This window comes from Bradyrhizobium sp. MOS001 (assembly GCF_004634465.1).
Taxonomy (GTDB): Bacteria; Pseudomonadota; Alphaproteobacteria; order Rhizobiales; family Xanthobacteraceae; genus Bradyrhizobium; species Bradyrhizobium barranii.
In genome coordinates this window covers 93,047-117,539 of record NZ_SPVJ01000022.1, presented here as the reverse complement: position 1 = coordinate 117,539, position 24,493 = coordinate 93,047, and the positions used below count along the sequence as shown (strand labels likewise).

Annotated in this window: 21 protein-coding genes and 1 pseudogene; 14 read left to right on the top strand and 8 right to left on the bottom strand. The window is 63.6% G+C overall.

Annotation, left to right across the window (positions count from 1 at the left end):
- Positions 1-589: 589 nt before the first annotated feature.
- From CT676_RS25035 to CT676_RS25020, 4 genes are read right to left on the bottom strand one after another with little or no spacing between them, the layout of a single operon-like run.
- Positions 590-1,303 carry an ABC transporter ATP-binding protein gene (locus CT676_RS25035; protein WP_014496276.1) on the bottom strand — a complete coding sequence of 238 codons (714 nt, stop codon included), beginning with the start codon at positions 1,301-1,303 and terminating at the stop codon, positions 590-592.
- The gene (locus CT676_RS25030) at positions 1,300-3,069 is read right to left on the bottom strand and encodes a branched-chain amino acid ABC transporter ATP-binding protein/permease (RefSeq protein ID WP_085404202.1); all 1,770 of its coding nucleotides are present in this window, start codon (positions 3,067-3,069) and stop codon (positions 1,300-1,302) included. Before CT676_RS25030 ends, CT676_RS25035 begins: the two co-directional genes overlap by 4 nt.
- On the bottom strand, positions 3,066-4,109 hold the full coding sequence (locus CT676_RS25025) for a branched-chain amino acid ABC transporter permease (RefSeq protein WP_135215583.1): 1,044 nt from the start codon (positions 4,107-4,109) through the stop codon (positions 3,066-3,068). Before CT676_RS25025 ends, CT676_RS25030 begins: the two co-directional genes overlap by 4 nt.
- 43 nt (positions 4,110-4,152) lie before the next feature.
- On the bottom strand, positions 4,153-5,301 hold the full coding sequence (locus CT676_RS25020; RefSeq protein WP_135215582.1) for an ABC transporter substrate-binding protein: 1,149 nt from the start codon (positions 5,299-5,301) through the stop codon (positions 4,153-4,155).
- A 619-nt stretch (positions 5,302-5,920) separates the two neighbouring features.
- Between CT676_RS25020 and CT676_RS25015 the strand changes: the two genes are divergently transcribed.
- Genes CT676_RS25015 through CT676_RS24985 form a run of 7 tightly spaced genes read left to right on the top strand, consistent with a single transcriptional unit; the run spans position 5,921 to position 13,292 of the window.
- On the top strand, positions 5,921-6,703 hold the full coding sequence (locus CT676_RS25015; RefSeq protein ID WP_063984212.1) for an aspartate/glutamate racemase family protein: 783 nt from the start codon (positions 5,921-5,923) through the stop codon (positions 6,701-6,703).
- A gap of 16 nt (positions 6,704-6,719) precedes the next feature.
- Positions 6,720-7,148: an organic hydroperoxide resistance protein gene (locus tag CT676_RS25010; RefSeq protein WP_094184397.1), complete on the top strand. Its 429-nt coding sequence runs from the start codon at positions 6,720-6,722 to the stop codon at positions 7,146-7,148.
- A gap of 24 nt (positions 7,149-7,172) precedes the next feature.
- Positions 7,173-8,351: a thiolase family protein gene (locus tag CT676_RS25005; RefSeq protein ID WP_085404221.1), complete on the top strand. Its 1,179-nt coding sequence runs from the start codon at positions 7,173-7,175 to the stop codon at positions 8,349-8,351.
- On the top strand, positions 8,348-9,589 hold the full coding sequence (locus CT676_RS25000) for an SDR family NAD(P)-dependent oxidoreductase (protein ID WP_085404199.1): 1,242 nt from the start codon (positions 8,348-8,350) through the stop codon (positions 9,587-9,589). Before CT676_RS25005 ends, CT676_RS25000 begins: the two co-directional genes overlap by 4 nt.
- Positions 9,590-9,623: 34 nt before the next feature.
- Positions 9,624-10,406 carry a cyclase family protein gene (locus tag CT676_RS24995; protein WP_085404198.1) on the top strand — a complete coding sequence of 261 codons (783 nt, stop codon included), beginning with the start codon at positions 9,624-9,626 and terminating at the stop codon, positions 10,404-10,406.
- A gap of 57 nt (positions 10,407-10,463) precedes the next feature.
- Complete coding sequence (locus CT676_RS24990; RefSeq protein ID WP_085404220.1) at positions 10,464-11,621, top strand: ABC transporter substrate-binding protein; 1,158 nt, start codon at positions 10,464-10,466, stop codon at positions 11,619-11,621.
- A 9-nt stretch (positions 11,622-11,630) separates the two neighbouring features.
- Entirely contained in the window at positions 11,631-13,292 is a 1,662-nt protein-coding gene (locus tag CT676_RS24985) for an ATP-dependent acyl-CoA ligase (RefSeq protein WP_085404197.1), read from the top strand.
- Positions 13,293-13,304: 12 nt separating this feature from the next.
- Here the strand turns inward: CT676_RS24985 and CT676_RS24980 are convergent, their stop codons facing one another.
- Positions 13,305-13,808: a MarR family transcriptional regulator gene (locus CT676_RS24980; protein WP_028149405.1), complete on the bottom strand. Its 504-nt coding sequence runs from the start codon at positions 13,806-13,808 to the stop codon at positions 13,305-13,307.
- Positions 13,809-14,098: 290 nt separating this feature from the next.
- Here CT676_RS24980 and CT676_RS24970 point away from each other — a divergent pair, with 290 nt between their 5' ends.
- The 3 genes from CT676_RS24970 to CT676_RS24960 are packed head-to-tail and all read left to right on the top strand — an operon-like array spanning position 14,099 to position 18,062.
- Positions 14,099-16,417: a bifunctional salicylyl-CoA 5-hydroxylase/oxidoreductase gene (locus CT676_RS24970; protein WP_085404196.1), complete on the top strand. Its 2,319-nt coding sequence runs from the start codon at positions 14,099-14,101 to the stop codon at positions 16,415-16,417.
- Between the two features lie 16 nt (positions 16,418-16,433).
- Positions 16,434-17,612 carry an acyl-CoA dehydrogenase family protein gene (locus CT676_RS24965; RefSeq protein WP_085404195.1) on the top strand — a complete coding sequence of 393 codons (1,179 nt, stop codon included), beginning with the start codon at positions 16,434-16,436 and terminating at the stop codon, positions 17,610-17,612.
- A gap of 18 nt (positions 17,613-17,630) precedes the next feature.
- Complete coding sequence (locus CT676_RS24960) at positions 17,631-18,062, top strand: RidA family protein (RefSeq protein ID WP_085404194.1); 432 nt, start codon at positions 17,631-17,633, stop codon at positions 18,060-18,062.
- Positions 18,063-18,112: 50 nt separating this feature from the next.
- Here CT676_RS24960 and CT676_RS24955 read toward each other — a convergent pair whose 3' ends face one another.
- Positions 18,113-18,922, bottom strand: a complete 810-nt coding sequence (locus tag CT676_RS24955) for an MBL fold metallo-hydrolase (protein ID WP_275552122.1) — start codon at positions 18,920-18,922, stop codon at positions 18,113-18,115.
- Positions 18,923-18,973: 51 nt separating this feature from the next.
- Positions 18,974-19,342 (bottom strand): nuclear transport factor 2 family protein, encoded by a 369-nt coding sequence (locus tag CT676_RS24950; RefSeq protein ID WP_085404219.1) that lies wholly within the window; start codon positions 19,340-19,342, stop codon positions 18,974-18,976.
- A 178-nt stretch (positions 19,343-19,520) separates the two neighbouring features.
- Between CT676_RS24950 and CT676_RS24945 the strand changes: the two are divergent.
- Positions 19,521-20,403 (top strand): annotated as a pseudogene (locus CT676_RS24945) (LysR substrate-binding domain-containing protein).
- 119 nt (positions 20,404-20,522) lie between these two features.
- Here the strand turns inward: CT676_RS24945 and CT676_RS24940 are convergent.
- The gene (locus CT676_RS24940) at positions 20,523-21,428 is read right to left on the bottom strand and encodes a LysR substrate-binding domain-containing protein (RefSeq protein WP_063984203.1); all 906 of its coding nucleotides are present in this window, start codon (positions 21,426-21,428) and stop codon (positions 20,523-20,525) included.
- Between the two features lie 224 nt (positions 21,429-21,652).
- Here CT676_RS24940 and dctA point away from each other — a divergent pair, with 224 nt between their 5' ends.
- The 3 genes from dctA to CT676_RS24925 all read left to right on the top strand — a co-directional run bounded on the left by dctA (position 21,653) and on the right by CT676_RS24925 (position 24,420).
- Positions 21,653-22,984 (top strand): C4-dicarboxylate transporter DctA, encoded by a 1,332-nt coding sequence (gene dctA, locus CT676_RS24935; protein ID WP_085404192.1) that lies wholly within the window; start codon positions 21,653-21,655, stop codon positions 22,982-22,984.
- Positions 22,985-23,011: 27 nt separating this feature from the next.
- Positions 23,012-23,521, top strand: coding sequence for an ureidoglycolate lyase (locus CT676_RS24930; protein ID WP_085404218.1), 510 nt, complete (start codon positions 23,012-23,014; stop codon positions 23,519-23,521).
- A 62-nt stretch (positions 23,522-23,583) separates the two neighbouring features.
- Positions 23,584-24,420, top strand: a complete 837-nt coding sequence (locus CT676_RS24925; RefSeq protein ID WP_085404217.1) for a bifunctional allantoicase/(S)-ureidoglycine aminohydrolase — start codon at positions 23,584-23,586, stop codon at positions 24,418-24,420.
- Positions 24,421-24,493: the final 73 nt, after the last annotated feature.

Below are 24,493 nucleotides of genomic sequence, written 5' to 3'. Positions count from 1 at the left end.
GGATCTGTCCGCGCCTTCAACGAAGCGTCCCATCCATATCCCCCATCAGGAAACGGAGGAATCGTAACCGACTCGTGGCTTTTCACACAGCCAGGGTCAAAAGGCGACATCAAGCAGACGGCCACGATAGGTCTGCCATGAGCCAATGGCGGTGCTCGGCGAGGCCGGACGTAATATGCACTTTGTGCCAAAATGCGGATTCAAGATGGAGCGCAACTGATGTTCGATTTATCGCGCCGATTAGAGCATCATTGATTAGCCTTTGCTGTCGCCCAAGATGTGGGCGCGCAGGCGACGCCATTTCATCGGGTGATGGTATGCTCCACCGTTCCCAATCGTCGCGGGCGGGCTTTAGCTTGCTGATCCCCTAGTAACTGGGATGTCCGAGTTGGCGATGGAAGCCATCGGCTATCCATGGGCAGCGATGATGGCATTGTGCCACTGTTTTGCCCGACGGATCAAGTTGATTTCGCTAAATCCGCAGTTGCTGGGTATCAAGCCATTGATATCGCTGTCGCCAGCTACTGTGCATGGGGTTGTTTTTCGATATTTTTGTTGTACGGCTCGCCGAGCCTGATCCGAACCAGCGCTAGTGCCCGCCGAGATAGGCCGTGATCAGCCTGGGATCGTGGATGAGGTCCTTGGCCGGGCCCGACTGCACGACCTCGCCCGTCTCGAGCACATAGCCATAGTCAGCCGTCTCGAGCGCGGCGCGGGCGTTCTGCTCGACCAGCAGGATGGAGACGCCCAAGTCGCGTAGCGACGCGATGGTGCGAAAGATCTCGCGCACGATCAGCGGCGCGAGGCCGAGGCTCGGCTCGTCCAGCATGAGCAGTTTCGGCTTGGCCATCAGCGCGCGGCCGAGCGCGAGCATCTGGCGCTCGCCGCCGGAGAGCGTGCCTGCCGCCTGGCGCTGCCGTTCCTTCAGCCGGGGGAAGCGGTCATAGACCTCGTCCAGCGTCTTCTGGACGCCCGAGCGGTCGCGCAGGCTGTAGGAGCCGAGCAGGAGGTTGTCCGCGACCGTCATGTCGGAGAACAGCTCGCGCTTCTCCGGCACCAGGCACAGCCGGCGCTCGACGCGGTCTTCGACCGACATCCTGCCGATGTCGTGACCCTGGAAGACCATGCGGCCGCGCGAGGCCAGCAGGCCGATGGCCGCCATCAGCAGCGTGGTCTTGCCGGCACCGTTCGGGCCGATGACGGTGACGATCTGACCTTCCTCGACCGACAGCGACACGTTGCGGACCGCTTCGACATTGTCGTAGCAGACCGTCACATCCGTCATGGACAGCATCTCGCTCACGCGACGCCTCCGAGATAGGCCTCTTGCACCCGCTCGTCGCTGCGGATCGCGGCTGGCGCGCCTTCGCAGAGTTTTGAGCCGAAATCGAGCACCACGATGCGGTCGACCAGCGACATCACGAACTCCATGTCATGCTCGACGATCAGGATGGTCAGATGGTCCGCCCGCAGCGACCTGAGCAGTTCCGCAAGCCGCAGCTTCTCCTGGCGGCGAAGGCCGGCGGCCGGCTCGTCCAGCACCAGCAGCGCAGGGTCAGCGGCGAGCGCACGCGCGATCTCGAGGATGCGCTGGTTGCCGAGCGGCAGATTGCCCGCGAGCTCGAACGGCTTCTCGCCGAGCCCGACCCGTTCGAGCTGCATCAGCGCCTCGTGCCGGGTACTGGCTTCCTCACGCCCGTTGAGGCGGAAGGCGCCGGCGAACAGGCCGGCGCTCGTGCGCGCATAGGTGCCGAGCATCACGTTTTCCAGCAGGCTCATGCGCGGCCTCAGCTTCACATGCTGGAAGGTTCGCGCGACGCCCGCCTTGGCGATGCGGGACTGCGCGTCATGCGTGATCGGGCGTCCCGCAAAGACGATCTCACCCTTGTTGACCCGGAGCGCCCCGGTCAGGCAGTTGAACATCGTGCTCTTGCCGGCGCCGTTGGGGCCGATGACGGCAAGGATTTCGCCGGCGCGGACCTCGAAGCTGACATTGTTGACCGCGACGAGGCCGCCGAACCGGCGCTCGGCACCATCCACTTTCAGAAGCAGCTCCCCGGGCGTCGGTTGCGCGCGACGGGGCAGGGGCGGCGCCGGTTGAGGTCGCTCGCGCCTGGCCTTGGGCAGATAGCGGGCGACGAAGGGAACGATGCCTTGCCGGGCCCATTGCAGGAACAAGATGAACAGTGCGGAGAAGGCGACGATCTCGAGCTGGCCGGAGGCACCCTTGGCGATCAGCGGCAGATAATCCTGCACGCTGTTCTTGAGCAGCGTGACGACCGCGGCCCCCACGACGCCGCCGAGCAGGCTGCCGGCGCCGCCGACCATCGACATCATCAGATATTCGATGCCCATGCCGGCATCGAACGGACCCGGGCTGATGAAGCGGCTCATATGCGCATAGAGCCAGCCGGAGAGCGAGGCGAGGAAGGCCGCGATCACGAAGGTCACGAGCTTGATGCGGAAAGCGTTGATGCCGAGGCTCTCGACCAGCGTATTGCCGCCGCGGAGCACGCGCATGGCGCGGCCGAGCCGGGAGTCCAGCAGGTTGTAGCCGAGGAAAAGCACTGCGGCGACGATGCCCCAGATCAGGAAATAGATCTGGGCGCTCGTGACCAGCGCAATGGAACCGAAGCTGATCGGCGGGATCGACGAGATGCCGTTGAAGCGGCCGAGCCCCTCGACATTGCCGAACAGGAAGCCGATCGCAAGGCCCCAGGCGACGGTCGAGAGCGACAGGAAATGGCCCTGAAGTCGCAGGGTGACGACGCCGAGAACGGTTGCGACGCCGCAGGTCAGCACCACGCCGAACACGAGGCCGAGCCACGGGGAGTACCCGTTCAACGCGGAGACCCACGCGGTTGCATAGGCCGCGACACCGACGAACGCCGCCTGTCCGAACGACACGATACCGCCGACGCCGGTGAGGAGTGCAAGACCAATGGCGACCAGCGAATAGATGCCGATATAGTTCATCAGCGTGATGCTGAACGGACTGAGCACGAAGGGAGCCACCGCGAGACACAGCACGGCGAGGACGGCGGCAAGCTGGATGTGGAGGCGCGTCATTCCTCGATCTCCTCCTCGGAATGCAGCGAGGCGAGAGATCGCCAGATCAGGATCGGGATCAGCAGCGAAAAGACGATGACGTCCTTGAGCGCGCTGCTCTCGAAGGAGGCGAAGCTTTCGAGGATGCCGACGCCGACGGCGCCGATCGCCGCACCGGGATAGCTGGTCATGCCGCCGACGATGGCGCCGACGAAGGCCTTGAGGCCGATCAGGAAGCCGGAATCGTAGAACACGGTGTTCACCGGCGCGATCAGGATGCCGGATACGCCGGCCATCAGCGATCCCAGCAGATAGGCGATCGTGCCGGCGCGGGCGGGGCGTATTCCCATCAGCCGGGAGCCGGTCCGGTTGACGGCCGTGGCGCGTAGCGATTTTCCGACCAGCGTGAAGTCGAAGAAGAGGTAGAGGAGGCCGCTGAAAACGAGGGCCGCGATCACGATCAGCATGGTCTGGCCCGAGATCAGCACGCCCGCGAACTCGGTCGAGAGCGAGGTCAGCGGCTCGGTTCGGACCCCTTCGGGCCCGAAGAACAACAGGCCGAGGCCGACCAGCGCAAAATGCAGCGCGACGGACACCGTCAGCAACAGCAGCACGGTGCCGTCAGCAATTGGACGGAAGACGATCCGATCCAGAAGCGGCGAGATCGGCGTGATCAGCATCAGCGCCAGCAGGAGCCTGACGGCAAGCGGCGGGTCCAGGCGCATGACAAGCCAGGCTACACCGACCACGGCGAGCGGAAGCAGGAGATAGAAGGACAGCGCACGGGGCAGCAGCCGGAGTTCGCCGGAGCGCACCAGCGAGATGATCTCGATCAGGGTCGCAAGACAGGCCAGGATCACGACCAGCGCTCCCGTGCCCGGAAAGCGCTTCGCGTCGAGGGCGGCAAGCGTCAGCGCGGTGAAGGCCGCGATGTCGCCGAAGGGAATGAAGATGACGCGCGTCACCGTGAAGATCAGGACGGTCCCGATCGCCACCAGGGCATAGACGGCCCCGGTGGCGATCCCGTCGATCGCGAGAATGGCTGCAATGTCGCTCGTCATTGAGACGTCGTTGCTCCCTGTGATGCCGGGGCCATTGATCCGGTTATGGCGCGTACTTCCAGGCGCCGCCGGTCAGGCGCACCACGACGAGCGAGCGCTCGTCGACGCCGGTGACCGCACCGGGCTTGAAATTGTAGACGGCATGCACGCCCGGCAGCTCCTTGGTGCTGAGGATCGCGTCCCGCAGCGCCGCACGGAATTCCGCCGTTCCGGGCTTGGCGGTCTTGAGCGCGCGCTCGGCAGCGTTGGCGAAAATCAGCCAGGCGTCGAAGGAATAGGCGGAGAAGCCGTCGGTGGTCGGGATGTTATGGATCTTCTGGTAGACGCTGCGGAAATCCAGCGCGATCTTCTTGGCAAAGTGCTCGTCGGGAAGCTGCTCGGCGACGATCACGGGACCCGCGGAGACCTGAATGCCGTCGGCCGCCTTGCCGCCGACATTGACGAAGTCCGGATTGACGAGTGCCACCGTGCCGTAGGTGTTTCCCTTGAAGCCCCGCTCGGCGAGCGTGAGGAGCGGCAGCGCGCCTTGCGTACCCGAGCCGCCGTCCAGCACGGCGTCGGGACGCGCGGCCATCACCTTGAGAATCTGCGCGGTGACCGAGGTGTCGGTGCGGGCATAGCGCTCGTTGGTCTGAATCTTGATGTCACCGGCGGCTTCGGCGGCCTTGGCGCCGTTGTAGACGAGGTCGCCCCAGGCATCGGAGAAGCCGACATAGCCGATGTTCTTCATGCCGTCGCGCTTCATGCGGTCGGCGACGATCTTAACGAGGAGAGAGGCCGGCTGCGGCACCGACACCACCCACTGCTCCGGCGTATCCGGCAGCTTGCCGATCGGCGAGACCGCGATCATCGGCACTTTCAGCTCGCTCGCCACCGCCGCCATGGCGATGGTCGAGGGCGCCGTGGCCGTGCCGATCAGGAGGTCCACCTTCTCTTCTTCGACCAGCTTGCGCGCATTGCGGGTCGCGGCCGACGGGTCGGAGCCGTCGTCGAGCTGGATCAGGCGAATGGTCTCGCCGTTGATGGTCTTCTTGTACTCATAAGCGGCGTTGATGCCGCGCCCATAGGGGATGCCGATCGACGAGCCGTTGCCGCTCAGCGAGGTGACGAAGCCGATGGTGATGTCGGCCTGCGCAGCCGGCGCTGCGAAGAGTCCGGCGACAAGTGCGAGTAGGCTCAGAGTCTTGCGCATACGCGTTCTCCTCCGTTGGTGCTGGATAGGAATGCCTCGAAGCTGCCGTGCGGGGAGCCCGAACGACGAATGAACTGATTGAAAGCTTTGCTGCAGCGCCGAAATCCGGGCGCGACCGAAGAGGGTTTGCTCGGCCGGATCTCAGCGGCCATGGCGCTGGTTGCCGCTCGAACGACAGGCCCATCCGCAGATGCGGGCGGGACTTTCCTGAAGCAACGAAAGGCCGTTGGCCCGGCCGCGATGCGCGGCCGGCGATGCTGTTGCTGCCGGCTGTTCGAGCACGGCGACTGTCCACACGATCGAGTCTCTCAAAATCGGTGCCCTGCAACATCCACCGGTCCCTGGCCGGCGAGGAATTACTTAAAGCCTAAAGTATTGTTGGTGGAGCCGTCAACACGTGTCACGGCTCTGTCAGAAAAAATGTTGTTGCATACAATTTCGCCAGAGTGCGGCGCCTCAATGCCGATCGAGCGTACGAAAAGGCCGGGCTTCCCTTGCGGTGGCGGTGGCCGTCGGCGACGACGCCGAGCGCATTTGACGCGTGAATTAGTTTATGATTGAAATATATTTATCGGCCGTCGACGACCGATCCTCCGATCACCGCCTGAGGAGAAGGACGATGCGCATCTTCTGGCAGAGCTTCGTTGATGCGAGCGTGAACGCGCCCTACATGGCGCGGCTGTCGGAATACCTCAACAACATCGCCGCATCGGGCACGACAGTTCACGTCGAGGGCATTTCGCCGCCCGACCGGGAGTTCGGACGGCTCGCGGAATTGCGCTGCGCCGTCCAGGCGATCGACAACGGCATCGCGGCCGAGGAGGGCGGGTTCGACGCCTTCGTGATGGGACATTTCCAGGATCCCGGACTCTACGAGTTGCGTTCGACGCTCGACATTCCCGTGATCGGGACCGGCGAGGCGACATTGCTGGCGGCCTCTCAACTCGGCCGGAGGCTCGGCCTTGTGACGCTCGATCCCGTCTTCGAGGTCTGGCACTACGAGCAGGCCGAGCGCTATGGCCTCGGCGATCGCGTGGTCCATGTGACCGGCCTTGGCTGCAAGCCGGCGGATTTCGCCGATGCCTTTGACGGAGATCAGGCCGCGCAAGCCCGCATGATCAAGGACTTTGTCGCCTGCGCACGCCCGCTGATCGAGCACGGCGCCGACGTCGTGATCCCCGCCGGTGTACTGCCGGGCCTTCTGATCGGAAGGGAGCATGGCCTGAAGGTCGGGCACGCGCCGGTGGTCAATTGCGCGGCGGTGGCGCTGAAAAGTGCCGAGATGTGGGTGCAGCTCCGGCAGCTCAATGGCACCGAGCCCAGCCGCGGGCCGAGCTTCAAGCGGGCCAGCGCCCAGGCGCGCGACGATTTCCGCGCACTGCTTGCTCGCAACAGCCGCTAGGACTGGAGAATGAATGATGATGACTCCCGAAAAGATCCTGTACGAGACCGAGGTGACGGCGACCGGCGGCCGGGACGGCAAGGCCGCCAGCGCCGACGGCCTGTTGTCGGTATCGCTGTCCGTGCCGAAATCGCTGGGCGGTCCCGGGGGCGAAGGCACCAACCCCGAACAGCTCTTTGCGGCCGGCTACGCCGCCTGCTTTCTCGGTGCGGTCAAGCTCGTCGCGCGTACCCGGAAGGTCGTCCCATCCGCTGAGCCGTCAGTGACCGCGAAGGTTGCGATGGGTCCGGTTCCCGTCGGATATGCGCTCGCCGTCGAACTGAAGGTCAATCTGCCCGGTGTCGAGAGGTCGGTGGCCGAGGAGGTCGTCGCGGGCGCGCACGAGCGCTGCCCCTATTCGAATGCAACCCGCGGCAATATTGCCGTGAAGCTGACGGTCATCTGAGACAACGAACGAGGCGGACGGTTGGTGACCAATACCTTGCGCACACCGTACGACGGCGTCGTGATTGCGGCGCCCGTCACGATTCCCTATGCGCGCTACTCCATCGAGAGTGCGCAGTGGTGGATCGGCCGGGCACTGAGTACGCTCGTTGCGCAGGCCGGCATCAAGGCTTCCGACATCGACGGTCTGTGCGTCTCCAGCTTCACCATGGGCACCGACAGCGGGATCGGGTTGACGCAGCATTTCGGGCTCTGCGTGCGTTGGCTGGATACGATTCCGCTCGGTGGCGCCAGCGCCATCGCAGGCTTGCGAAAAGCGGCGCGCGCGGTTCAGGCGCGCGACGCCGACATCGTGGCGTGCATCGCCGGCGATACCAACCACGTCGATTCCTTCCGGCTGACGCTGGAGAACTTCTCGCGCTTCAACCAGGATGCCGTCTATCCCTATGGCGCCGGTGGCGCCAATGCGAGCTTCGCGCTGATCGCCCGCAACTACATGCGGAGCTTCGGCGTCACGCGTGAGGATGTCGGCAGGATCGCCGTCGCCCAGCGCGCCAATGCCCTGCGCAACCCGCATGCGCTGATGAAGACGCCGCTGACGATGGAGCAATATCTGGCGGCCCGGCCGATCTCCGATCCCATCCATCTCTTCGACTGCGTGATGCCATGCGCCGGCGCCGAAGCCTTCCTGGTGATGCGGGACGAGACCGCGGCTTCGCTCGGGCTGACGGCAGCACGGCTGCTTTCGACGATCGAGCGGCACAATGCCTTTGCCGACGATCCGATGCAGGTCCGCGGCGGCTGGGCAATGGACGTCGGCGAGCTCTACGCGATGGCCGGCGTGAGGCCCGACGATCTCGATATCGTACAGACCTATGACGACTACCCCGTCATCACGATGATGCAGTTCGAGGACCTCGGATTCTGCAACAAGGGGGAGGGGGCCGAGTTCGTGCGCCAGCACGATCTCACCATCGACGGCGACTTTCCGCACAACACGTCGGGCGGACAGCTCTCGGCCGGACAGGCCGGCGCCGCCGGCGCCTATCTCGGTCTCGTCGAGGGACTTCGACAGGTTCTGGGGACTGCAGGCCCCACGCAGGTCGAGAACGCGAGCCTCGCCTTGGCCTCGGGGTTCGGTATGATCAACTATGACCGTGGTCTCGCCTCGGGCGCCGCGATCTTTGCAGGGTCGTCGCGATGATAGAGCCGATCAAGCCGCCCCGGCGCAAGGACCCGCTGCTGCGGACGCGGCTGCCTGCTTCGCCGCCGCGACCGCGCAGCAGGACGTCGCATGGGTTTACGCGGGCAGCCGCAGAGGGCCGCTTCATGCTGCAACGCTGTGACGCCTGCGGTTCTTTTGCTTATCCGGCGCGGGAGGCCTGCCCGTCTTGCCTGTCGGCCGGCCTTGCCTTCGTCGATGCGCCACGACGCGGTGTTCTTCTTGCCGAAACGACTGCGCGCGTGCCGAGCGATGTCTATTTTCGCGAGCGGGCGCCCTGGCGCATCGGCCTCGTGAAGATGGAATGCGGTCCGACGATTGTGACGCACCTCCATGCCGACTGCGTGGAGGGGGCACCGGTCCGCATGTCGTTTCAACTCGACAAGAGCGGTCAGGCAGTGGCCTTTGCCCATCCCGAGGGGGAGACTCCCAACATGGCAGACGACAAGCAATGGCGGGAAATGACGGCCGATCCGAAATTCCGGCGCGTGCTGGTCACCAACGGTCGGAGCGTGATCGGTCAGGAGGCCGTCGCCGCCTTGAAGGCTGCAGGCGCCAAGACGGTGTTCGTCGGCATTGCCGAACCGTGGCGGCCTTTCGCCGGCGAGCAGCTGCTGCGCGGCCAGGACGGAGTCGAGATCGTGACTCTTGACGCGGCCGACGAGAAATCTGCGGCGGATCTCGCGGCCGACATCGGCGGCAAGGTCGATATCCTCGTCAACACGACGGAATATGTGCGGCCGGGAGGCCTGCTCGACCGCAGGGGCACGAGCATCGCGCGCGACGAGATCGACCAAGCCTATCTCGGCTTCATCAACCTCGCACAGGCCTTCGGCCCTGCCATGCGGATGCGGGGTGCCGATGGCATCAACAACAGTGCCGCGTGGGTCAACATTCTCTCGGTCCATGCGCTGGCGAACTGGCCTGCCTTTGGCGCCTACTCGGCCTCGCAAGCGGCGTGCCTCTCGCTCTCGCACTGCCTCCGCGCCGAGCTCAGGCCCGGCGGCGTCAGGGTGATGAATCTGTTCACCGGGCCCGTCGACACCGAGTGGTTCCAGACCGTACCGCCGCCGAAGGTCGCGCCGCGCGCAATCGCGCAGGCGATCGTGTCGGGTCTCAAAGGCGGGCTCGAGGAGATGTATGTGGGAGATGTCGCCGAAGAGATCCGGCAACGTCTCGCGGCCAATCCGAAAGCGCTCGAGCGCGAGCTCGACAGGTGACATCGGGATTTCAACCAAGCCGGAGGACGTGACGATGCAGAGCAACAATCTCCTGGAGCTGGCGGGTGCGGTTTCTTCCGGCGCGGTGCGCGTCGTCGATCTAACGTTTACGCTCAGTCCGGATTTTCCGGTCATCGTGCTGCCGCCGGAGTTCGGCCAGGCCGCGCCGGTCCGTATCCAGGAAATCTCGCGTTATGACGGTCGCGGTCCGGCCTGGTACTGGAACAACGTCACGTTTGGCGAACACACCGGCACGCATTTCGACGCGCCGATTCACTGGTTCACGGGCAAGAACCTGCCGAACAATGCCGTCGACACGATGCCGACCAAGGACATGATCGCGCCGGCCTGCGTGATCGACTGCTCCGCGCAGGCGGCGCAGGATCCCGATTTCCTGCTGACGGTCCCGCTCGTCGAGGCCTGGGAAGCAAAGCACGGCCGGATCCCCGAGCGGAACTGGGTGCTGCTCAGGACCGACTGGTCGAAGAAGGGCTGGCGCGACTACTCCAATCTCAGGGATGACGGCGCACATACGCCCGGCCCCAACGCGGCCGTCATGAAGTGGCTGGTGGAGGAGCGCGGCGTCATCGGGTTCGGCACCGAGACCATCGGTACGGATGCGGGCCAGGCCGGTCATTTCGAGCCGCCTTATCCAGCGCATCATTTCCTGCACGGCGCCGGACGCTACGGCCTGCAATGCCTGTGCAACCTGGATCAGCTTCCACCCACCGGGGCGGTCATCGTGGCCTCGCCGCTGAAGATCCAGAACGGCTCCGGCAGTCCGCTTCGCGTCATCGCGCTGGTTGCGTCAACCTGAATCCAATCCATGGCGCTTGCCAATCGGAACAAGACATCCTCACGAAAGACAGGTGCCATGAACTTGATCAAGAGCCTGCTGGCTTCCACCGCATTGCTTCTCGCCGTCCCGCAACTTGCGCAGGCCGAGATCCTCGTCGGCTTCGTCACCGGTCTCAGCGGGCCGGTATCCTCGATCGGCATCCCGAATGCGAAGGGCATCGCCGCGGGAGAGGCCTATGTCGGTGAGATCAGCGGCGAGAAGGTCCGCGTCATCCAACTCGACGACGCTTCCGATGCCACCGCCTCGGCGCGCAACGCGCGCAAGCTCGTCGAGCAGGAGAAGGTCGATATCCTGATCGGAACGTCGGGCGCGCCGCAGACCCTGGCGATGGCGACCGCCGCGATCGAGATGAAAGTGCCGATGATCGCGGTGTCACCGATCGCGCCGGTGCCGCCGGGCGACGGCGGCCCCTGGGTCGTCCAGACGCCGCAGCCGACGCCGCTTCTCGTGCAAGGCATCGTCGATCACATGAAGACGAAGGGCCTGAAGACCGTCGCGTTCATCGGCTTCTCCGATGCGTTCGGCGACCTCATGTACAACTCGCTCGAGCAGAGTGTGAAGACGACCGACATCAAGATCATTGCCAACGAACGCTACGCCAGATCGGATTCTTCGGTGACGGCTCAGGTGCTGCGTGCACTCGCCGCACGTCCCGACGCGATCATGCTCGGCGGCACTGGAACGCCCGGCGCGTTGCCGGTCATCGCCTTGTCCGAGCGGGGATATAAAGGGCCGCTATACGGCAATCATGGGCTGATCAGCGCCGATTTCCTGCGTCTCGCCGGCAAGGCCGCCAACGGCATCATCTGCCCGACTGGACCCGTGACCGCGGCGGAGCAACTTCCGTCGAGCAATCCGATCCAGAAGGTGGCCCTGGATTTCCGCACTGCCTTCGAGAAGGCGAACGGCGAGGCGCCGACGGATTCATTCTCGTCCTATTCCTTCGACGGCTGGCTCGTGTTCGCCGATGCCGCCAAGCGCGCGATGGCAACCGGTGCCAAGTCGGGTTCGCCGGAATTCCGCACCGCGCTTCGTCAGGCGCTGTTCACGACCAAGGAGGTCGTCGGGACGCAGGGCGTCTACACCTATACACCGGCGGATCGGCATGGCGTCGACGATCGCTCGCGCGTCATGGTCCAGATTGAGAACGGCAAATACAAGCTGTTGCCCTGAGACGGGAGCATGATCGTGACGGAGAACGCGCCGGTGAACGTCAGCGACGCGGTCGGCCGGGGGAACGTGACGCCGGCCTGGGCGTGTGCAGTGACGTTGTTTCCGGCGTCGGACCGCATCCTCTCAACGATCCTCACCCGGCAGGCCGAGCGCTACGGCGAGCGCGTGCTCCTCGTCGCCGGTGAGACGCGCTGGAGCTTTGGGCAGACCGCGGCGATCGCGGCCGCGTCGGCCCAGGCGCTCGTCGACGCCGGGATCAGGCCGGGCGATCGGGTCGCGCTGATGTGTTCGAACCGTCCGGAGTTCCTGCAGGTCTATCTCGGCTGCGCGTGGCTTGGTGCCATCGCGGTCCCGATCAATACCGCGCTGCGCGGCTTCCAGCTCTCCCACATCTTCCGCAACTCGCGTCCCGCGCTCCTTGTCGTCGAGACTCAGTTCGTCGACGCGATCGAGAGCGTCGAGGCGGGTGTTGAACTGCCACCCCGCACCTGGATCGTCGGAGCTGCCGCCGGTGCAGTCGATGCCCGGCTTTCCGCCGTACCGTTGCCGGCGCTGGGAGCCGCGGCCCCGGCGGGTGCCGTGCGTCCCGGCGACACCGTTGCGATCCTCTACACCTCGGGCACGACGGGGCCAGCGAAGGGTGTGTGCTGTCCGCAGGCGCAGCTGTTCTGGTGGGGCATTTATTCGGCGCGAGCGCTCGGCATCCGCGAGGGCGATGTGCTGTTCACGACACTGCCGCTGTTTCACACCAACGCGCTCAACGCGTTCTATCAGGCGCTCCTGAACGGCTGCACCTACGTGCTGGAGCCGAAATTCTCCGCGTCCGGATTCTGGGCGGCCGCGCAACGGCGCAATGCGACGGTCGGCTATCTGCTCGGCGCGATGGCGTCGATGCTGCTGGCGCAGCCGACGAATGCGAACGACAAGGCGCATCGTCTTCGCGTCGCGCTTGGCGGCGGCGTGCCGCCGCAAATCCACGGTCCGTTCCTTCAGCGGTTTGGCGTGCCGCTGGTCGACGGCTACGGGTCGACCGAGACGAACTTCGTGTTCGCGGGCACGATCCCGTCGGATCGTCCGGGAACGATGGGCTATCTGGCCTACGGAATCGAGGCGCGGATCGTCGATGAGAATGATTCAGCGCTTCCTGACGGGCAGGCCGGCGAGCTCGTGCTTCGCGCGGGAGAACCCTTTGCCTTTGCCACCGGCTATTTCGGCATGCCGGAGAAGACGGTCGAGGCCTGGCGCAATCTGTGGTTCCATTCGGGCGATCGGGTCGTTCGGGATGCTGACGGACATTATCGCTTCATCGACCGCATGAAGGATTCGATACGCAGGCGCGGCGAGAACGTATCCTCATGGGAGGTCGAGCAGACCATCCAGTCCCATCCCGCGGTCGCCGCCTGCGCGATCTACCCGCTGCCGTCGGAGCTGGGCGAGGACGAGGTTGCGGCTGCGATCCTGCTCGAACCGGGCCAATCGCTGGAGCCCGTCGATATCGTCAGGCACTGCGAAGGCCAGATCGCCTATTTCGCCATCCCGCGCTATGTGCGCATTCTGGGCCAGATGCCGTTGACTGAGAACGGCAAGATCAAGAAGGGCGTGCTGCGCGAGGCGGGCATCACCACGGATACCTGGGATCGCGAGGCGGCCGGAGTGAAGGTGCGGCGCTGACTGTCGGTCCGCTCAGGGTTTTTGCAGGGCGTCCCTGACGGCACCCTTGAGGTCGTCGAGCTCGCCGATCAATCCGTCGAACCGGTCCGCCGGGAAATCCGCCAGCAGCTCGGCAAGCCACGCGCCGTGGCTCTTTGCCATCCGTCTGAAGGTCTTGCGGCCTTCGACCGTCATGCAGACAATTTGCACGCGGCGGTCGAGGTTCGAGGGCGTGCGCGTGATGTATCCGTCCTCAACCAGGCGGTCCACGATCGGCGTGAGGTTCCCGGCCGAGACCATCAGGCGCTTGGGCAATTCTCCCAGCACAAGCCCGCTCGGTTCGCGGTCGAGCTGGGCCAGAACATCGAAGCGGGGCATCGTGAAATCGAACTCTTCGCGAAACCGGCGCCGCAACTCGCCTTCGATCAGGGTCGTGCAGGCGAGCAGCCGGAGCCAGACCCGCGTTTGAGCCCTGTACTCGGCGTCCTGATCCGCCCCATTCTTTGAAACAGGCGTGGACTCCTTCGCGAGTGCCAATCGAATCTCCCGGGCTTGGTGGCCTGACGAAAGCCGGCGCAGCTGTCGTGGTCATTGGCAAGATAGTTCGTGCCAAAAGTAAATTCAAGGCTGCGCCCGAGCGGCGCGGAATCGGCGCTGCCGTGTGTCCAATTTACACTGAATCTCCAGATCGACGCCGCGGAGACCAGCCCGTGGGCCGGGTCTTTGCAGAACCGCCTTGACAAGACGCGCGCCGAGGAAATATTTTATGCTTAAAATAATTTGGGTGAAAGCTCGGCACACGGCGCGACGCGCGAAAGCGAGGGATCATGCGCATAGTCTGTATCGGCGGCGGCCCGGCCGGTCTCTATCTGGGCCTGCTGATGAAGCGCCGGCACCCGGAGCATGTCATCACGGTCGTCGAGCGCAACAAGCCCTACGACACGTTCGGCTGGGGCGTCGTGTTCTCGGATGCCATGATGTCCGCGATGCGCCTTGCCGACCCCGAGAGCGCGGCCGAGATCGAGGACGCCTTCAATCACTGGGACGACATCGAGCTCGTCTTCAAGGGGACGCGCCAGCGCACGACGGGCCATGGCTTCATCGGTATCGGGCGCAAGCATCTGCTCAATATTCTTCAGCGGCGCTGTGAAGCGCTGGGTGTCGAGCTCGTCTTCGAGCGCGAGGTCGAATCCGATCTCGAATACCCCGACGCCGACCTGATCGTCGCCTGTGACGGCGTCAATTCCAGGATCCGCGCTCGCTATGCCGAGCAATTCCAGCCCGACATGGTGATCCGGCCCAACCGCTTCATCTGGCTCGGCACCAAGAAGGCGTTCGACGCCTTTACATTTGATTTTCAGAAGACCGAGCACGGCTGGTTCCAGGCGCACATCTACAAGTTTGATGCGGAGACCTCGACCTTCATCGTCGAGACCACGGAAGAAGCCTACAACGCCCACGGGCTTGGCGAGCTCGATCAGCAGGCCTCGATCGAGTTCTGCGAAAAAATCTTCGCCGAGACGCTCGATGGCGCGAAGCTCCTGACCAATGCGCGCCATCTGCGCGGCTCGGCCTGGCTCAATTTCAGCCGCCTGATCTGCGGCAAATGGAGCGTGTTCAACGGCAAGTCTCATGTCGTGCTGATGGGGGACGCCGCGCACACCGCACATTTCGCCATCGGATCGGGCACCAAGCTCGCGCTCGACGACGCCATCGAGCTCGCCAACCAGTTCGATCGCCATGGCCACGGTCGCGCCGGCATCGAAACCGTGCTGGACGCGTACGAGGAGGTGCGCCGCGTCGACGTGGCGCGCATCCAGAATGCGGCGCGCAACGCCATGGAATGGTTCGAGGTGGTCGGCCACCGCTATGCCGATACGCTCGAGCCGCCGCAATTCTTCTATTCGATGCTGACGCGCTCGCAGCGCATCAGCCACGAAAACCTTCGCCTGCGCGACCGCTCCTGGCTGGAAGGCTTTGAGCGCTGGTTCGCCGAACGCTCAGGGATCGCGGTCAAGGACGGCGAGCGGGTGCCGCCACCGATGCTGACGCCACACCGCGTGCGCGGCCTTTCGCTTGCGAACCGCATCATGGTTTCGCCGATGGCGATGTACTCGGCGCAGAACGGACTCATCGACGACTTCCACATCGCCCATCTCGGCGCGCGCGCCATGGGCGGCGCCGCGCTGGTCTTCGCCGAGATGACCTGCGTCTCGCCCGATGCGCGGATCACGCCGGGCTGCCTCGGGCTCTGGAACGATGCACAGGCGGCGCAGTGGCGCCGCTTGGTCGAGCTCGTCCATGGCGTCGGGCATGCCAAGGTGGGGATTCAGCTCGGCCACGCCGGCCGCAAGGGTGCGACCAGGGTGCCCTGGGAAGGGATCGATCAACCCCTTGAATCCGGAGACTGGCCGCTGATCTCCGCGTCGGCGTTGCCGTATCTGCCGCACAGCCAGATGCCGCGGGCGATGGACCGCGGCGACATGGACCGCGTGCGCGACGATTTTGTCGCGGCAACACGTCGTGCCGCTGCCGCCGGCGTCGAGTGGCTCGAGCTCCATTGCGCGCACGGTTATCTGCTGTCGAGCTTCCTCTCGCCGTTGACCAACCGGCGTACGGACGAATACGGCGGCAGCCATGAAAACCGCGCGCGCTTTCCGCTGGAGGTGTTCGAGGCGATGCGCGCGGTGTGGCCGTCCGACCGGCCGATGTCGGTGCGCCTGTCCTGCCATGACTGGACCGAGGGCGGCAACATTCCGGCCGATGCGGCGATCTTCGCCGCCATGTTCAAGGAGGCAGGGGCGGACCTGATCGATTGTTCGTCGGGGCAGGTCTGGAAGGACGAGCGGCCGATCTATGGACGCCTGTTCCAGACGCCGTTCGCCGACCTGATCCGCAACGAGGTCGGCATTGAGACCATCGCAGTCGGTGCGATCTCCGAGGCCGATCACGCCAATTCGATTCTCGCGGCCGGCCGCGCCGATCTCTGCGCCATCGCGCGGCCGCATCTTGCCGACCCGGCCTGGACGCTGCACGAAGCCGCGCGCATCGGCATCACCAAGGTCGAGTGGCCGAAGCAGTATCTGTCCGCCAAGGGACAATACGAAACCAATCTGGCGCGCGCCGCGGCTGCGGCCGGGCAATGAGCGGAGGAGGGATCAGATGAGCTCCACGGCGAAAGTGATCCGACGCGAATGGCTCGACTGGCCGTTTTTCGAGCCGCGTCATCATGCGGTCGGCGAGGCGCTCGATCGCTTCGTGCAGTCGGGGGCTCTCGACACAATCGATCACACTGATGTCGATGGCGCTTGCCGCAAGCTGGTGCGCGCGATGGGCGAGGCGGGGGTGCTCGATTGCGCCGTAGCGGCGCCCGACGGCGATGCGACGACGATCGATTCCCGCTCGATCTGCCTGTCGCGGGAGTCGCTCGCCTATGCCGATGGCCTCGCCGATTTCGCCTTCGCGATGCAGGGGCTCGGCTCCGGCGCAATCGCGCTCGGCGGTTCGGCCGACCTGCGCATGGCCGTGCTGCCGAAGGTTCGCTCCGGCGAATGGCTGGCGGCCTTCGCGCTGTCCGAGAAGGAGGCCGGATCGGACGTCGCGGCGATGTCTTGCACCGCGCGCGCCGACGGCGACGACTACGTCATCGATGGCGAGAAGACCTGGATCTCCAACGGCGGTATTGCCGACGTCTACACGCTGTTTGCGCGAACGGGCGAGGCGCCCGGCGCCCGCGGCATCTCGGCCTTTGTCGTCTTCCCGGATGATGCCGGCTTCGGCATCGCCGACCGCATCGACGTCATCGCGCCGCATCCGCTGGCGACGCTGCGCTTCACCAATTGCCGGATTCCGGCGAGCCGTCGCCTCGGCGCGCCGGGCGGCGGGTTCAAGCTCGCGATGCAGACCCTCGATATCTTCCGTGCATCGGTCGCCGCCGCAGCCCTCGGCTTTGCGCGGCGCGCACTGGACGAAGCGCTGTCGCATGCGCGCAACCGGCACATGTTCGGTGCGACGCTGGGGGATCTCCAGCTGACCCAGGCCGCGCTCGGCGACATGGCGACGGAGACTGACGCCGCCGCGCTGCTGACCTACCGCGCGGCCTGGCGTCGCGACGTCCAGAAGCTTCCGACGACGCGCGAAGCTGCAATGGCGAAGCTGACGGCAACCGAGACCGCGCAGCGCGTCATCGACCGCGCCGTCCAGATGTTCGGCGGCCGCGGCGTGCGCAAGGGTGAGATCGTCGAAAGCCTCTACCGTGAAATCCGCGCGCTGCGCATCTACGAGGGCGCGACCGAGGTCCAGAAACTGATTGTCGCGCGCGATCTCCTGAAGCCGCGCTGAGAGGATCGAGAACTCCGCATGAGTACGATGTCGAAATCAGAAGCCGCCGCTACAAGCGGCCTTCAAGTGCTTCAGCCCAGTGGCTGGCCGCAGCCGAAGGGATATGCCAACGGCATCATGGCCGATGGACGTCTCGTTGTGACGGGTGGTGTCGTCGGCTGGGATATCGCGGGTCGGTTCGCCGACGGGTTTGTCGCGCAGGTTCGGCAGACGCTCGAAAACATCGTTGCGATCCTGGCGGAAGGCGGCGCCCGGCCGGACCATCTCGTGCGCCTGACATGGTATGTCGTCGACATGGATGAATACACCGCGAATCTGAGGGCGCTCGGCAAGGCCTATCGCGAGGTGGTTGGCACCCACTACCCCAGCATGGCGCTCGTGCAGGTGGTGCGCCTCGTCGAGCCATCGGCGCGCGTCGAGATCGAAGCGACTGCCGTCGTCCCGCGCTGACGAGGGAGTGCGCGAAGGTGCTGCCGCCCATCGCGCGGGCTCATGGGCCGCTACGCGACCGGAATGAACGCATATCCTTTCGCGTCTTCGACCACTCTGCCGATGCCTGGTCGACCTAGATGAGCGCCGGCCAGCCACGTCTGCGCATTTGCTGCGTCCTGGAGCAGCCTGATCCGGCTGGCCCTCGCCACGGCTTCGTCATCGTCATAGGCCCAGGTAAGCTCGGGACGAGAAAACTGTGCGGCGGGAACGTGGATAAGGTCGCCGCAGAACAAGACATTGTCCTCGTCAGTGTTGAGGAGATAACCCATATGGCCCCGAGCGTGCCCAGGTATATCCACCGCCAGTAAATGATCGGCCAGCCGATCTCCTCCGTTAATGGGGGCAAGGAGCGAACGAAACTGCTCCAGCACGGGCTCGGCAAGAAACTCCCCGACGGCGTCTTCCCCAATCACGATCTTCCTCAGGCCATCAAACGCTCGTCGACCGTCAGGCATCAGGAGACCATTGATGTGGTCGCCATGAGCATGGGTGAGGGCGATCATCGTGATCGATGACGTGTCGATGCCTGCCTCCGCAATCGCCTCCGCGAGATGTCCCATGGACGGGTCCCAGCTCGCGCCCGCTCCACAATCGATCAAGACGCGATCCATGCCAGAGCGATCGAATAGGAAGCAGTTGACCGACAATCGAACCAGCGAAGCGTCCCGCTGAGGCGGTTCGGTCTGCCTGCCTACTTTGTCGTTTGGATATTTGAGGGCCTCGGCGGGCAGGTCGACATATCCATCAGAGAGTGACCAAATCCTCCATGATCCCGAAGCGCAGCCCAAGGTGTTGGCGCTTTGTGACAGAGCTTTCACGGACAACCTGACAAGCGTTTGATTCACTCTCTCAAAACGACAAAGAAGCCGTCAGAGCTTCGAAGTCATCACTTTCTGAGCGATCTTCCAGGTTCCGTCGACCCTCAAGCACGACAACATGTCGGTGAAGTAGCGCGGCGGAATTTGCAATTTCAGCTTCAAAAGCGCGAGCTCTCCCTCAACGTCAATTGAGAGGATCCGATCTTGGCGCTCCAGGCCCTGTTGCTTCGGAGCTTTCAAATTGCGGACAGCTGCCAGCCACGTCGCAATTGGCGTCACGCTCACGTTGCCATCGTCGCCGACCTTGGTCACGGAACTCGAGGGATGGAATATAGACGCGAATTTGTCGGCATCCATTTCATAGGCACTGTCGAAATAGGTCTGCGCCAGGGAGCGCAAGGCACGAGCATCGGTATCCATAGGCCTGTTATCCATAACGTTTGGAACGGGAAGAAACTGCGCGTGGCTGGAAAGCCTGGTCTCCGGCCGAAACCTGCAGAATGTTGCCTCAAGTCTTCCTTGCTGACCGAACCTAGGACAAAGTAGCTTATGAGGATAGGCATGTTGAACAACATGGAGTTATGAGGAATATTCATAAATCATGAGAAACGAACTGAACGAACTCGCTACGTTTGCAATCGTCGCCAGAGAACGGAGCTTTACGTGGGCTGCGGCAAAGATCGGTGTGTCTCAGTCTGCCCTGAGCCACACAATCCGGGGACTTGAGCAACGGCTCGAGCTGCAGCTTCTTGCTCGAACGACCAAGAGCGTCGCACCAACCGCCGCGGGGGCAGCTCTCTTGAAGGAATTGTCTCCGGCACTCGAGCAGATTGCTCGTGCCATCAACGAAGCCCGAAACGTTCGGCACCGGCCTGCAGGGCGCCTTCGGATTGTAATGTCCCGGTCGGCTGCCGTGATGGTATTGTTGCCGCGGCTCACGGCGTTCGCGGAAGCCTACCCCGATATCGTTCTTGACGTTGTTACCGTCACTGGCCCCGTCGACCTCGTTGCGGGTGAGTTCGACGCCGGTATTCAACTTGGCGAGTACATTCAGAAGACATGATCGCGGTGCGGGTCACCCAGGAGTTGCGATTGGCGGTGGTCGGATCGCCCAGCTATTTTTCATCACGAAGCATCCCCCGGAAACCCAAGGATCTAAATGACCATCGATGCATAAGCCTGCGTCTTCCGGGCGGCCATACAGGTGGGAATTCGAGAAAGGACGAAAGGCGGTCACGGTCGGCGTGAATGGCCCGCTCATCATCGATGACACCCACCTGGTGATTCAGGCGGCACTCGCTGGCGCCGGCCTGGGACTCGCATTCGAAGAGCAGGTCGCGGAGCATGTTGCGAAACGTCGCCTTGTTCGTGTGCTCGAGGATTGGACGCCGCCAATTCCCGGGTTCTTCATGTATTACCCCAGTCGTCAGCATCAGCCGGCTGCGCTGTCTGCGCTAACGAACGCGCTGCGAGCCTCTTAACCATAATTCGACGCGACGAACTGTATAGTGGCGTAGATGCCGGCATGCGCGGCGTCGACGCAGGGAAGCCTGACGTCAATGCGGGCAAGCGAGCTGGCGTCAACGACCGTCGTGCTCTTTCAGGAGGCTTGCCTCGGGCTTTTGCGGTGGCTTAGGTACCGAACGGCCAATTTGATGAAATTGCGCACGACCATCGACGTCTCATCCTCTCGGAATACCAGAAACACATCGGCCGAGGGTGGCGAGGGTCTGATGGGCCGGAATACAATGTCGGCTGTCGTGAAGCGCGCAATGGACTGGGGCACCAGTGCCACGCCGAAGCCCGCCACGATCAGGCTCGGAATCGACTGGGCGTCGACGACCTGCTGGGATACCCGCGGCAAAAAGCCGGCATCGACGCAGCATTTCTGGATGTAGCGTGCGAACTCCGAGCTATTGGGGTCGAGGACGATGTGATCCTCCGATGCTAGTTCGCTAAGCGCAACCCGCTTGCGCCCGGCCAACGGGTGCGCGTGCGGCAGTGCGAGGACCACCTCTTCCCGCCAAGCAAGCTTGCTGGTCAGGCCGTGTTCGGTCGGAACGCTGCGAATGAGACAAATGTTGGTCGTGCGGTTGAGGAGTGCTGCGATCTGCAGTGCAGGCGCCTGCTCATGCACCGTGGTTTTCACCGACGGAGCAACCTTTCGGTAGGCGGCAAGCAGTTCCGCCAGCCGACCGCGCAGGATGGAGCCGGTTGCACCAACGTCAAGCGTGCCGATAAGGCCAGCGCCGATCGACTGAACTTCGTCTTCCGCGAGCTTGATTTGCTGGAGAATGGCGCGACCTCGGCCCAGCAGGGCTTCGCCGGCCTTAGTCAGTTCGACCCTGCGGCTGGTCCTGTGGAGAAGCTGCGTCTTGAGCTCGGCCTCCAGCGTCTGGATGTGCTGGCTCAGCGGTGGTTGGGAAAGGTTGAGTCGCCGAGCGGCGAGGGTGAAACTGCGTTCTTCGGCGACGGCGATGAAATATCGGAGCTGGCGGAGATCCATTTGGAAAACCTATCAATCGTGTCGTTCTATATATTGGACTTGAGATCCGCGATGGTCAACGAATGCCCGACGGAGCCCTCTGCGAGCCGGGCGCGGTCCGCGATCACGGCAAGCGCGCTCCTTTGTGCGTACGACGGCACGTCACCACCAAACAACAAGATAGGCGGAGGCCTGAAGGCCCACCAAGCCGCGCCAGCCGAAGACCAGCCAAGCGAGGAAAAGCCGTGCCCAAGATCTTCAAGTCACTCTTCTTCCAGGTCGTCATTGCGCTCATGCTGGGCATCGCCCTCGGCATGGCTAATCCCGACCTCGCCCTTCAGATGAAGCCGCTCGGTGACGGCTTCATCAAGCTGATCAAGATGCTGGTGCCTGTGATCGTGTTCTGCGTCGTCGTGCACGGTATCGCCGCGGCGGGAGACCTGTCGAAGGTTGGAAGGGTTGGCATCCGCTCTCTCCTGTATTTCGAGATGGTCACCACCGTCGCACTGGTGTTCGGCATTGGGCTTGCCTACTATTTCGAGCCGGGCGCAGGAATGAACATCGACCCGAAGACCCTCGACGCCAAGGCCCTTAGCGGGTTCAGCCAAACCGCGGTTCAGGTCGCGGGAGGCGGCGTCTCCGAATTCCTGATGAAGCTCATCCCCTCGACGATTGTGGGGGCCTTCAGCTCCGGCGACGTCCTGCAGGTGCTGATCGTCTCGATCATGTTCGGCTGCGCCGTGTCCTTGTGCGGCGAGCGAGCGAAGCCGGTCGTCGAGTTCATCGAGCGCGTGAACGAGATCATCTTCAAGATGATGAATTTCGTCGTCCGGCTCGCGCCGATCGGCGTCTTCGGTGCCATCGCCTTCACGGTCGGGAAGTACGGCGTTGGTTCGCTCAAGCAACTCGGCGGGCTCGTCGGCCTGTTCTATCTGGCCGTGGTCCTGTTTGTGATCGTGGTGCTTGGCGCAATCATGCGACTGTCCGGCTTCAGCCTGTTCAAGTTGCTCGCCTACTTGCGCGAAGAGTTGATGGTCGTTCTCGGCACCGCCGCAGGCGACAGCGTTCTGCCGCAAACCATGCGAAAGCTCGAGCAGCTCGGCATCAAGCGGTCGACGGTTGGTCTGGTGATACCGACCGGATACTCGTTCAATCTGGACGCGTTCTCCATCTACTTGACCCTGGCCGCAGTCTTCATTGCACAGGCGACCAACACGCCGCTTGCGACAGGCGATCTCCTGGCGATTCTTGGCATCGCGTTGCTCACCTCGAAGGGCGCGCACGGCGTTCCGGGATCAGCCATCGTCGTGCTCGCCGCGACGCTTGCCGCTATCCCGGCTATTCCGGCGATCGGCCTTGTGCTCATCCTGTCGGTCGACTGGTTCATCGGCATTGCCCGCGCCCTCGGCAATTATGTCGGAAACTGCGTTGCCACCGTCGTCGTCGCGTCCTGGGAAGGCGACATCGACAGGGCAAAGGCGCATCGTATCCTGAACGGCGAGATTAATCCCTCAAGTGAGGCGCTGGTCGATGCCGTCGGCGGAGATGAGCCCGTCCCGAGTGCACAGACGGCGTGAAGCGCGAGTGTTGGTTGGAATATGGCGATGCTGACGCTTTCGATTGAGCCTCTAACGAGGAAGGCATTTGCGCCGTTTGGCGATGTCGTCGATACGGATGGGTTGACGCCCCTGCCGATCAACGAAGGCTTTGCCCGGCGCTTCAACGATCTCGCCACGATCGACGTCACCGCGCAAGGCGGACAGATCAACATCAGTTGGTTTGTCGCCTCCACCCGGCCTGCGCCGATCGCGATCCGGTTGATGGAGCGCCATCCGCTTGGAAGTCAATTGTTCATGCCCTTGAACCGCAAGGACTGGTTGATCGTCGTCTGCACGAATCCGCATATCGCCTCGACTTATCGGGCCTTCGCTGCAACGGGACACCAGGGCGTAAACTATGCCCGCAACTGCTGGCACCATCCGCTGCTTGTTCTGGAAGACTCCAGTCCGTTCTTCGTCGTCGACCGGAAGGGCGGGGGCGACAATCTTGAGGAATATTGGCTGGAAGAGGTGATGCAGCTCGATCTTGCGCCGGACAGCATTCTCGGAAAATGACGCGCGGCAAGCAGAGCCGCGCAACGACACACCACACGGGAAACCTATCGGAGGCCACGTCCATGCCATCGCAAACCTATCACGTGCCGCAGGGCGGCCATCCGGCCCAGACGGAGCTCTTGAGCGGCCGGGCGGTCTTCACGAACGCATATGCGGTCATACCCGGCGGTGTGCAGCGCGATATCGTCGTCAGCCATCTGCCGCATTGGGATAACACGCGTGTGTGGGTGCTGGCGCGACCGCTCTCCGGCTTCGCCGAGACATTTTCCCATTATCTTATGGAGGTGGCACCGGGTGGGGGAAGCGAGTTGCCGGAGCCGGACAAGGATGCCGAAGGCGCGCTGTTCGTCGCGGGTGGCAAATTGAGCCTCGAGGTGGCGGACAAGGAGCGGGAGCTGCGACCCGGGGGCTTTGCCTATCTTCCACCCGGCCGCGGCTGGAGCATTCGCAATCGCGGCTCGAGCCCCGCGCATTTTCATTGGATCCGCAAGCTGTATCAGGGCGTACCGGGGCTTGCTCACCCCGACGTCATCGTGACCAACGAGGACTCGGTCGCACCGACGCTAATGCCAGATGCGGATGGGAGATGGAGGACCACACGCTTCATCGATCCGGCCGATATCCGATATGACATGCACATCAATATTGTCACGTTCGAGCCGGGCGCATCTATCCCCTTCACAGAGACCCATGTCATGGAGCACGGTCTTTACGTTCTGGAGGGCAAGGCCGTCTACCGGCTCAACCAGGACTGGGTCGAGGTCGAGGCAGGAGATTTTATGTGGCTGCGGGCGTTCTGTCCGCAGGCGTGCTACGCCGGGGGCCCAAGTCGGTTCCGTTATCTCCTCTATAAGGATGTCAACCGGCACATGGATCTGCGGCCCTTCACGGCAGCGTAAGTTGGAGGCGCTTTTTGGCGAGCTATCGCGGATGGATCATCCGGACGATGCCGATAATTGCACAAAAGCTCGG

Bases quoted from the DNA above. Each gene is read 5' to 3' on its own strand.
- CT676_RS24960 (WP_085404194.1), top strand. From the start codon at position 17,631: ATGAGTACGATGTCGAAATCAGAAGCCGCCGCTACAAGCGGCCTTCAA.
- CT676_RS25010 (WP_094184397.1), top strand. From the start codon at position 6,720: ATGATGACTCCCGAAAAGATCCTGTACGAGACCGAGGTGACGGCGACC.
- CT676_RS25030 (WP_085404202.1), bottom strand. From the start codon at position 3,069: ATGACGCGCCTCCACATCCAGCTTGCCGCCGTCCTCGCCGTGCTGTGT.
- CT676_RS24930 (WP_085404218.1), top strand. From the start codon at position 23,012: ATGCTGACGCTTTCGATTGAGCCTCTAACGAGGAAGGCATTTGCGCCG.
- CT676_RS25000 (WP_085404199.1), top strand. From the start codon at position 8,348: ATGATAGAGCCGATCAAGCCGCCCCGGCGCAAGGACCCGCTGCTGCGG.
- CT676_RS24950 (WP_085404219.1), bottom strand. From the start codon at position 19,342: ATGGATACCGATGCTCGTGCCTTGCGCTCCCTGGCGCAGACCTATTTC.
- CT676_RS24985 (WP_085404197.1), top strand. From the start codon at position 11,631: ATGATCGTGACGGAGAACGCGCCGGTGAACGTCAGCGACGCGGTCGGC.
- CT676_RS25025 (WP_135215583.1), bottom strand. From the start codon at position 4,109: ATGACGAGCGACATTGCAGCCATTCTCGCGATCGACGGGATCGCCACC.
- CT676_RS24970 (WP_085404196.1), top strand. From the start codon at position 14,099: ATGCGCATAGTCTGTATCGGCGGCGGCCCGGCCGGTCTCTATCTGGGC.
- CT676_RS24995 (WP_085404198.1), top strand. From the start codon at position 9,624: ATGCAGAGCAACAATCTCCTGGAGCTGGCGGGTGCGGTTTCTTCCGGC.
- CT676_RS24940 (WP_063984203.1), bottom strand. From the start codon at position 21,428: ATGGATCTCCGCCAGCTCCGATATTTCATCGCCGTCGCCGAAGAACGC.
- CT676_RS25020 (WP_135215582.1), bottom strand. From the start codon at position 5,301: ATGCGCAAGACTCTGAGCCTACTCGCACTTGTCGCCGGACTCTTCGCA.
- CT676_RS25015 (WP_063984212.1), top strand. From the start codon at position 5,921: ATGCGCATCTTCTGGCAGAGCTTCGTTGATGCGAGCGTGAACGCGCCC.
- CT676_RS24925 (WP_085404217.1), top strand. From the start codon at position 23,584: ATGCCATCGCAAACCTATCACGTGCCGCAGGGCGGCCATCCGGCCCAG.
- CT676_RS24965 (WP_085404195.1), top strand. From the start codon at position 16,434: ATGAGCTCCACGGCGAAAGTGATCCGACGCGAATGGCTCGACTGGCCG.
- CT676_RS24990 (WP_085404220.1), top strand. From the start codon at position 10,464: ATGAACTTGATCAAGAGCCTGCTGGCTTCCACCGCATTGCTTCTCGCC.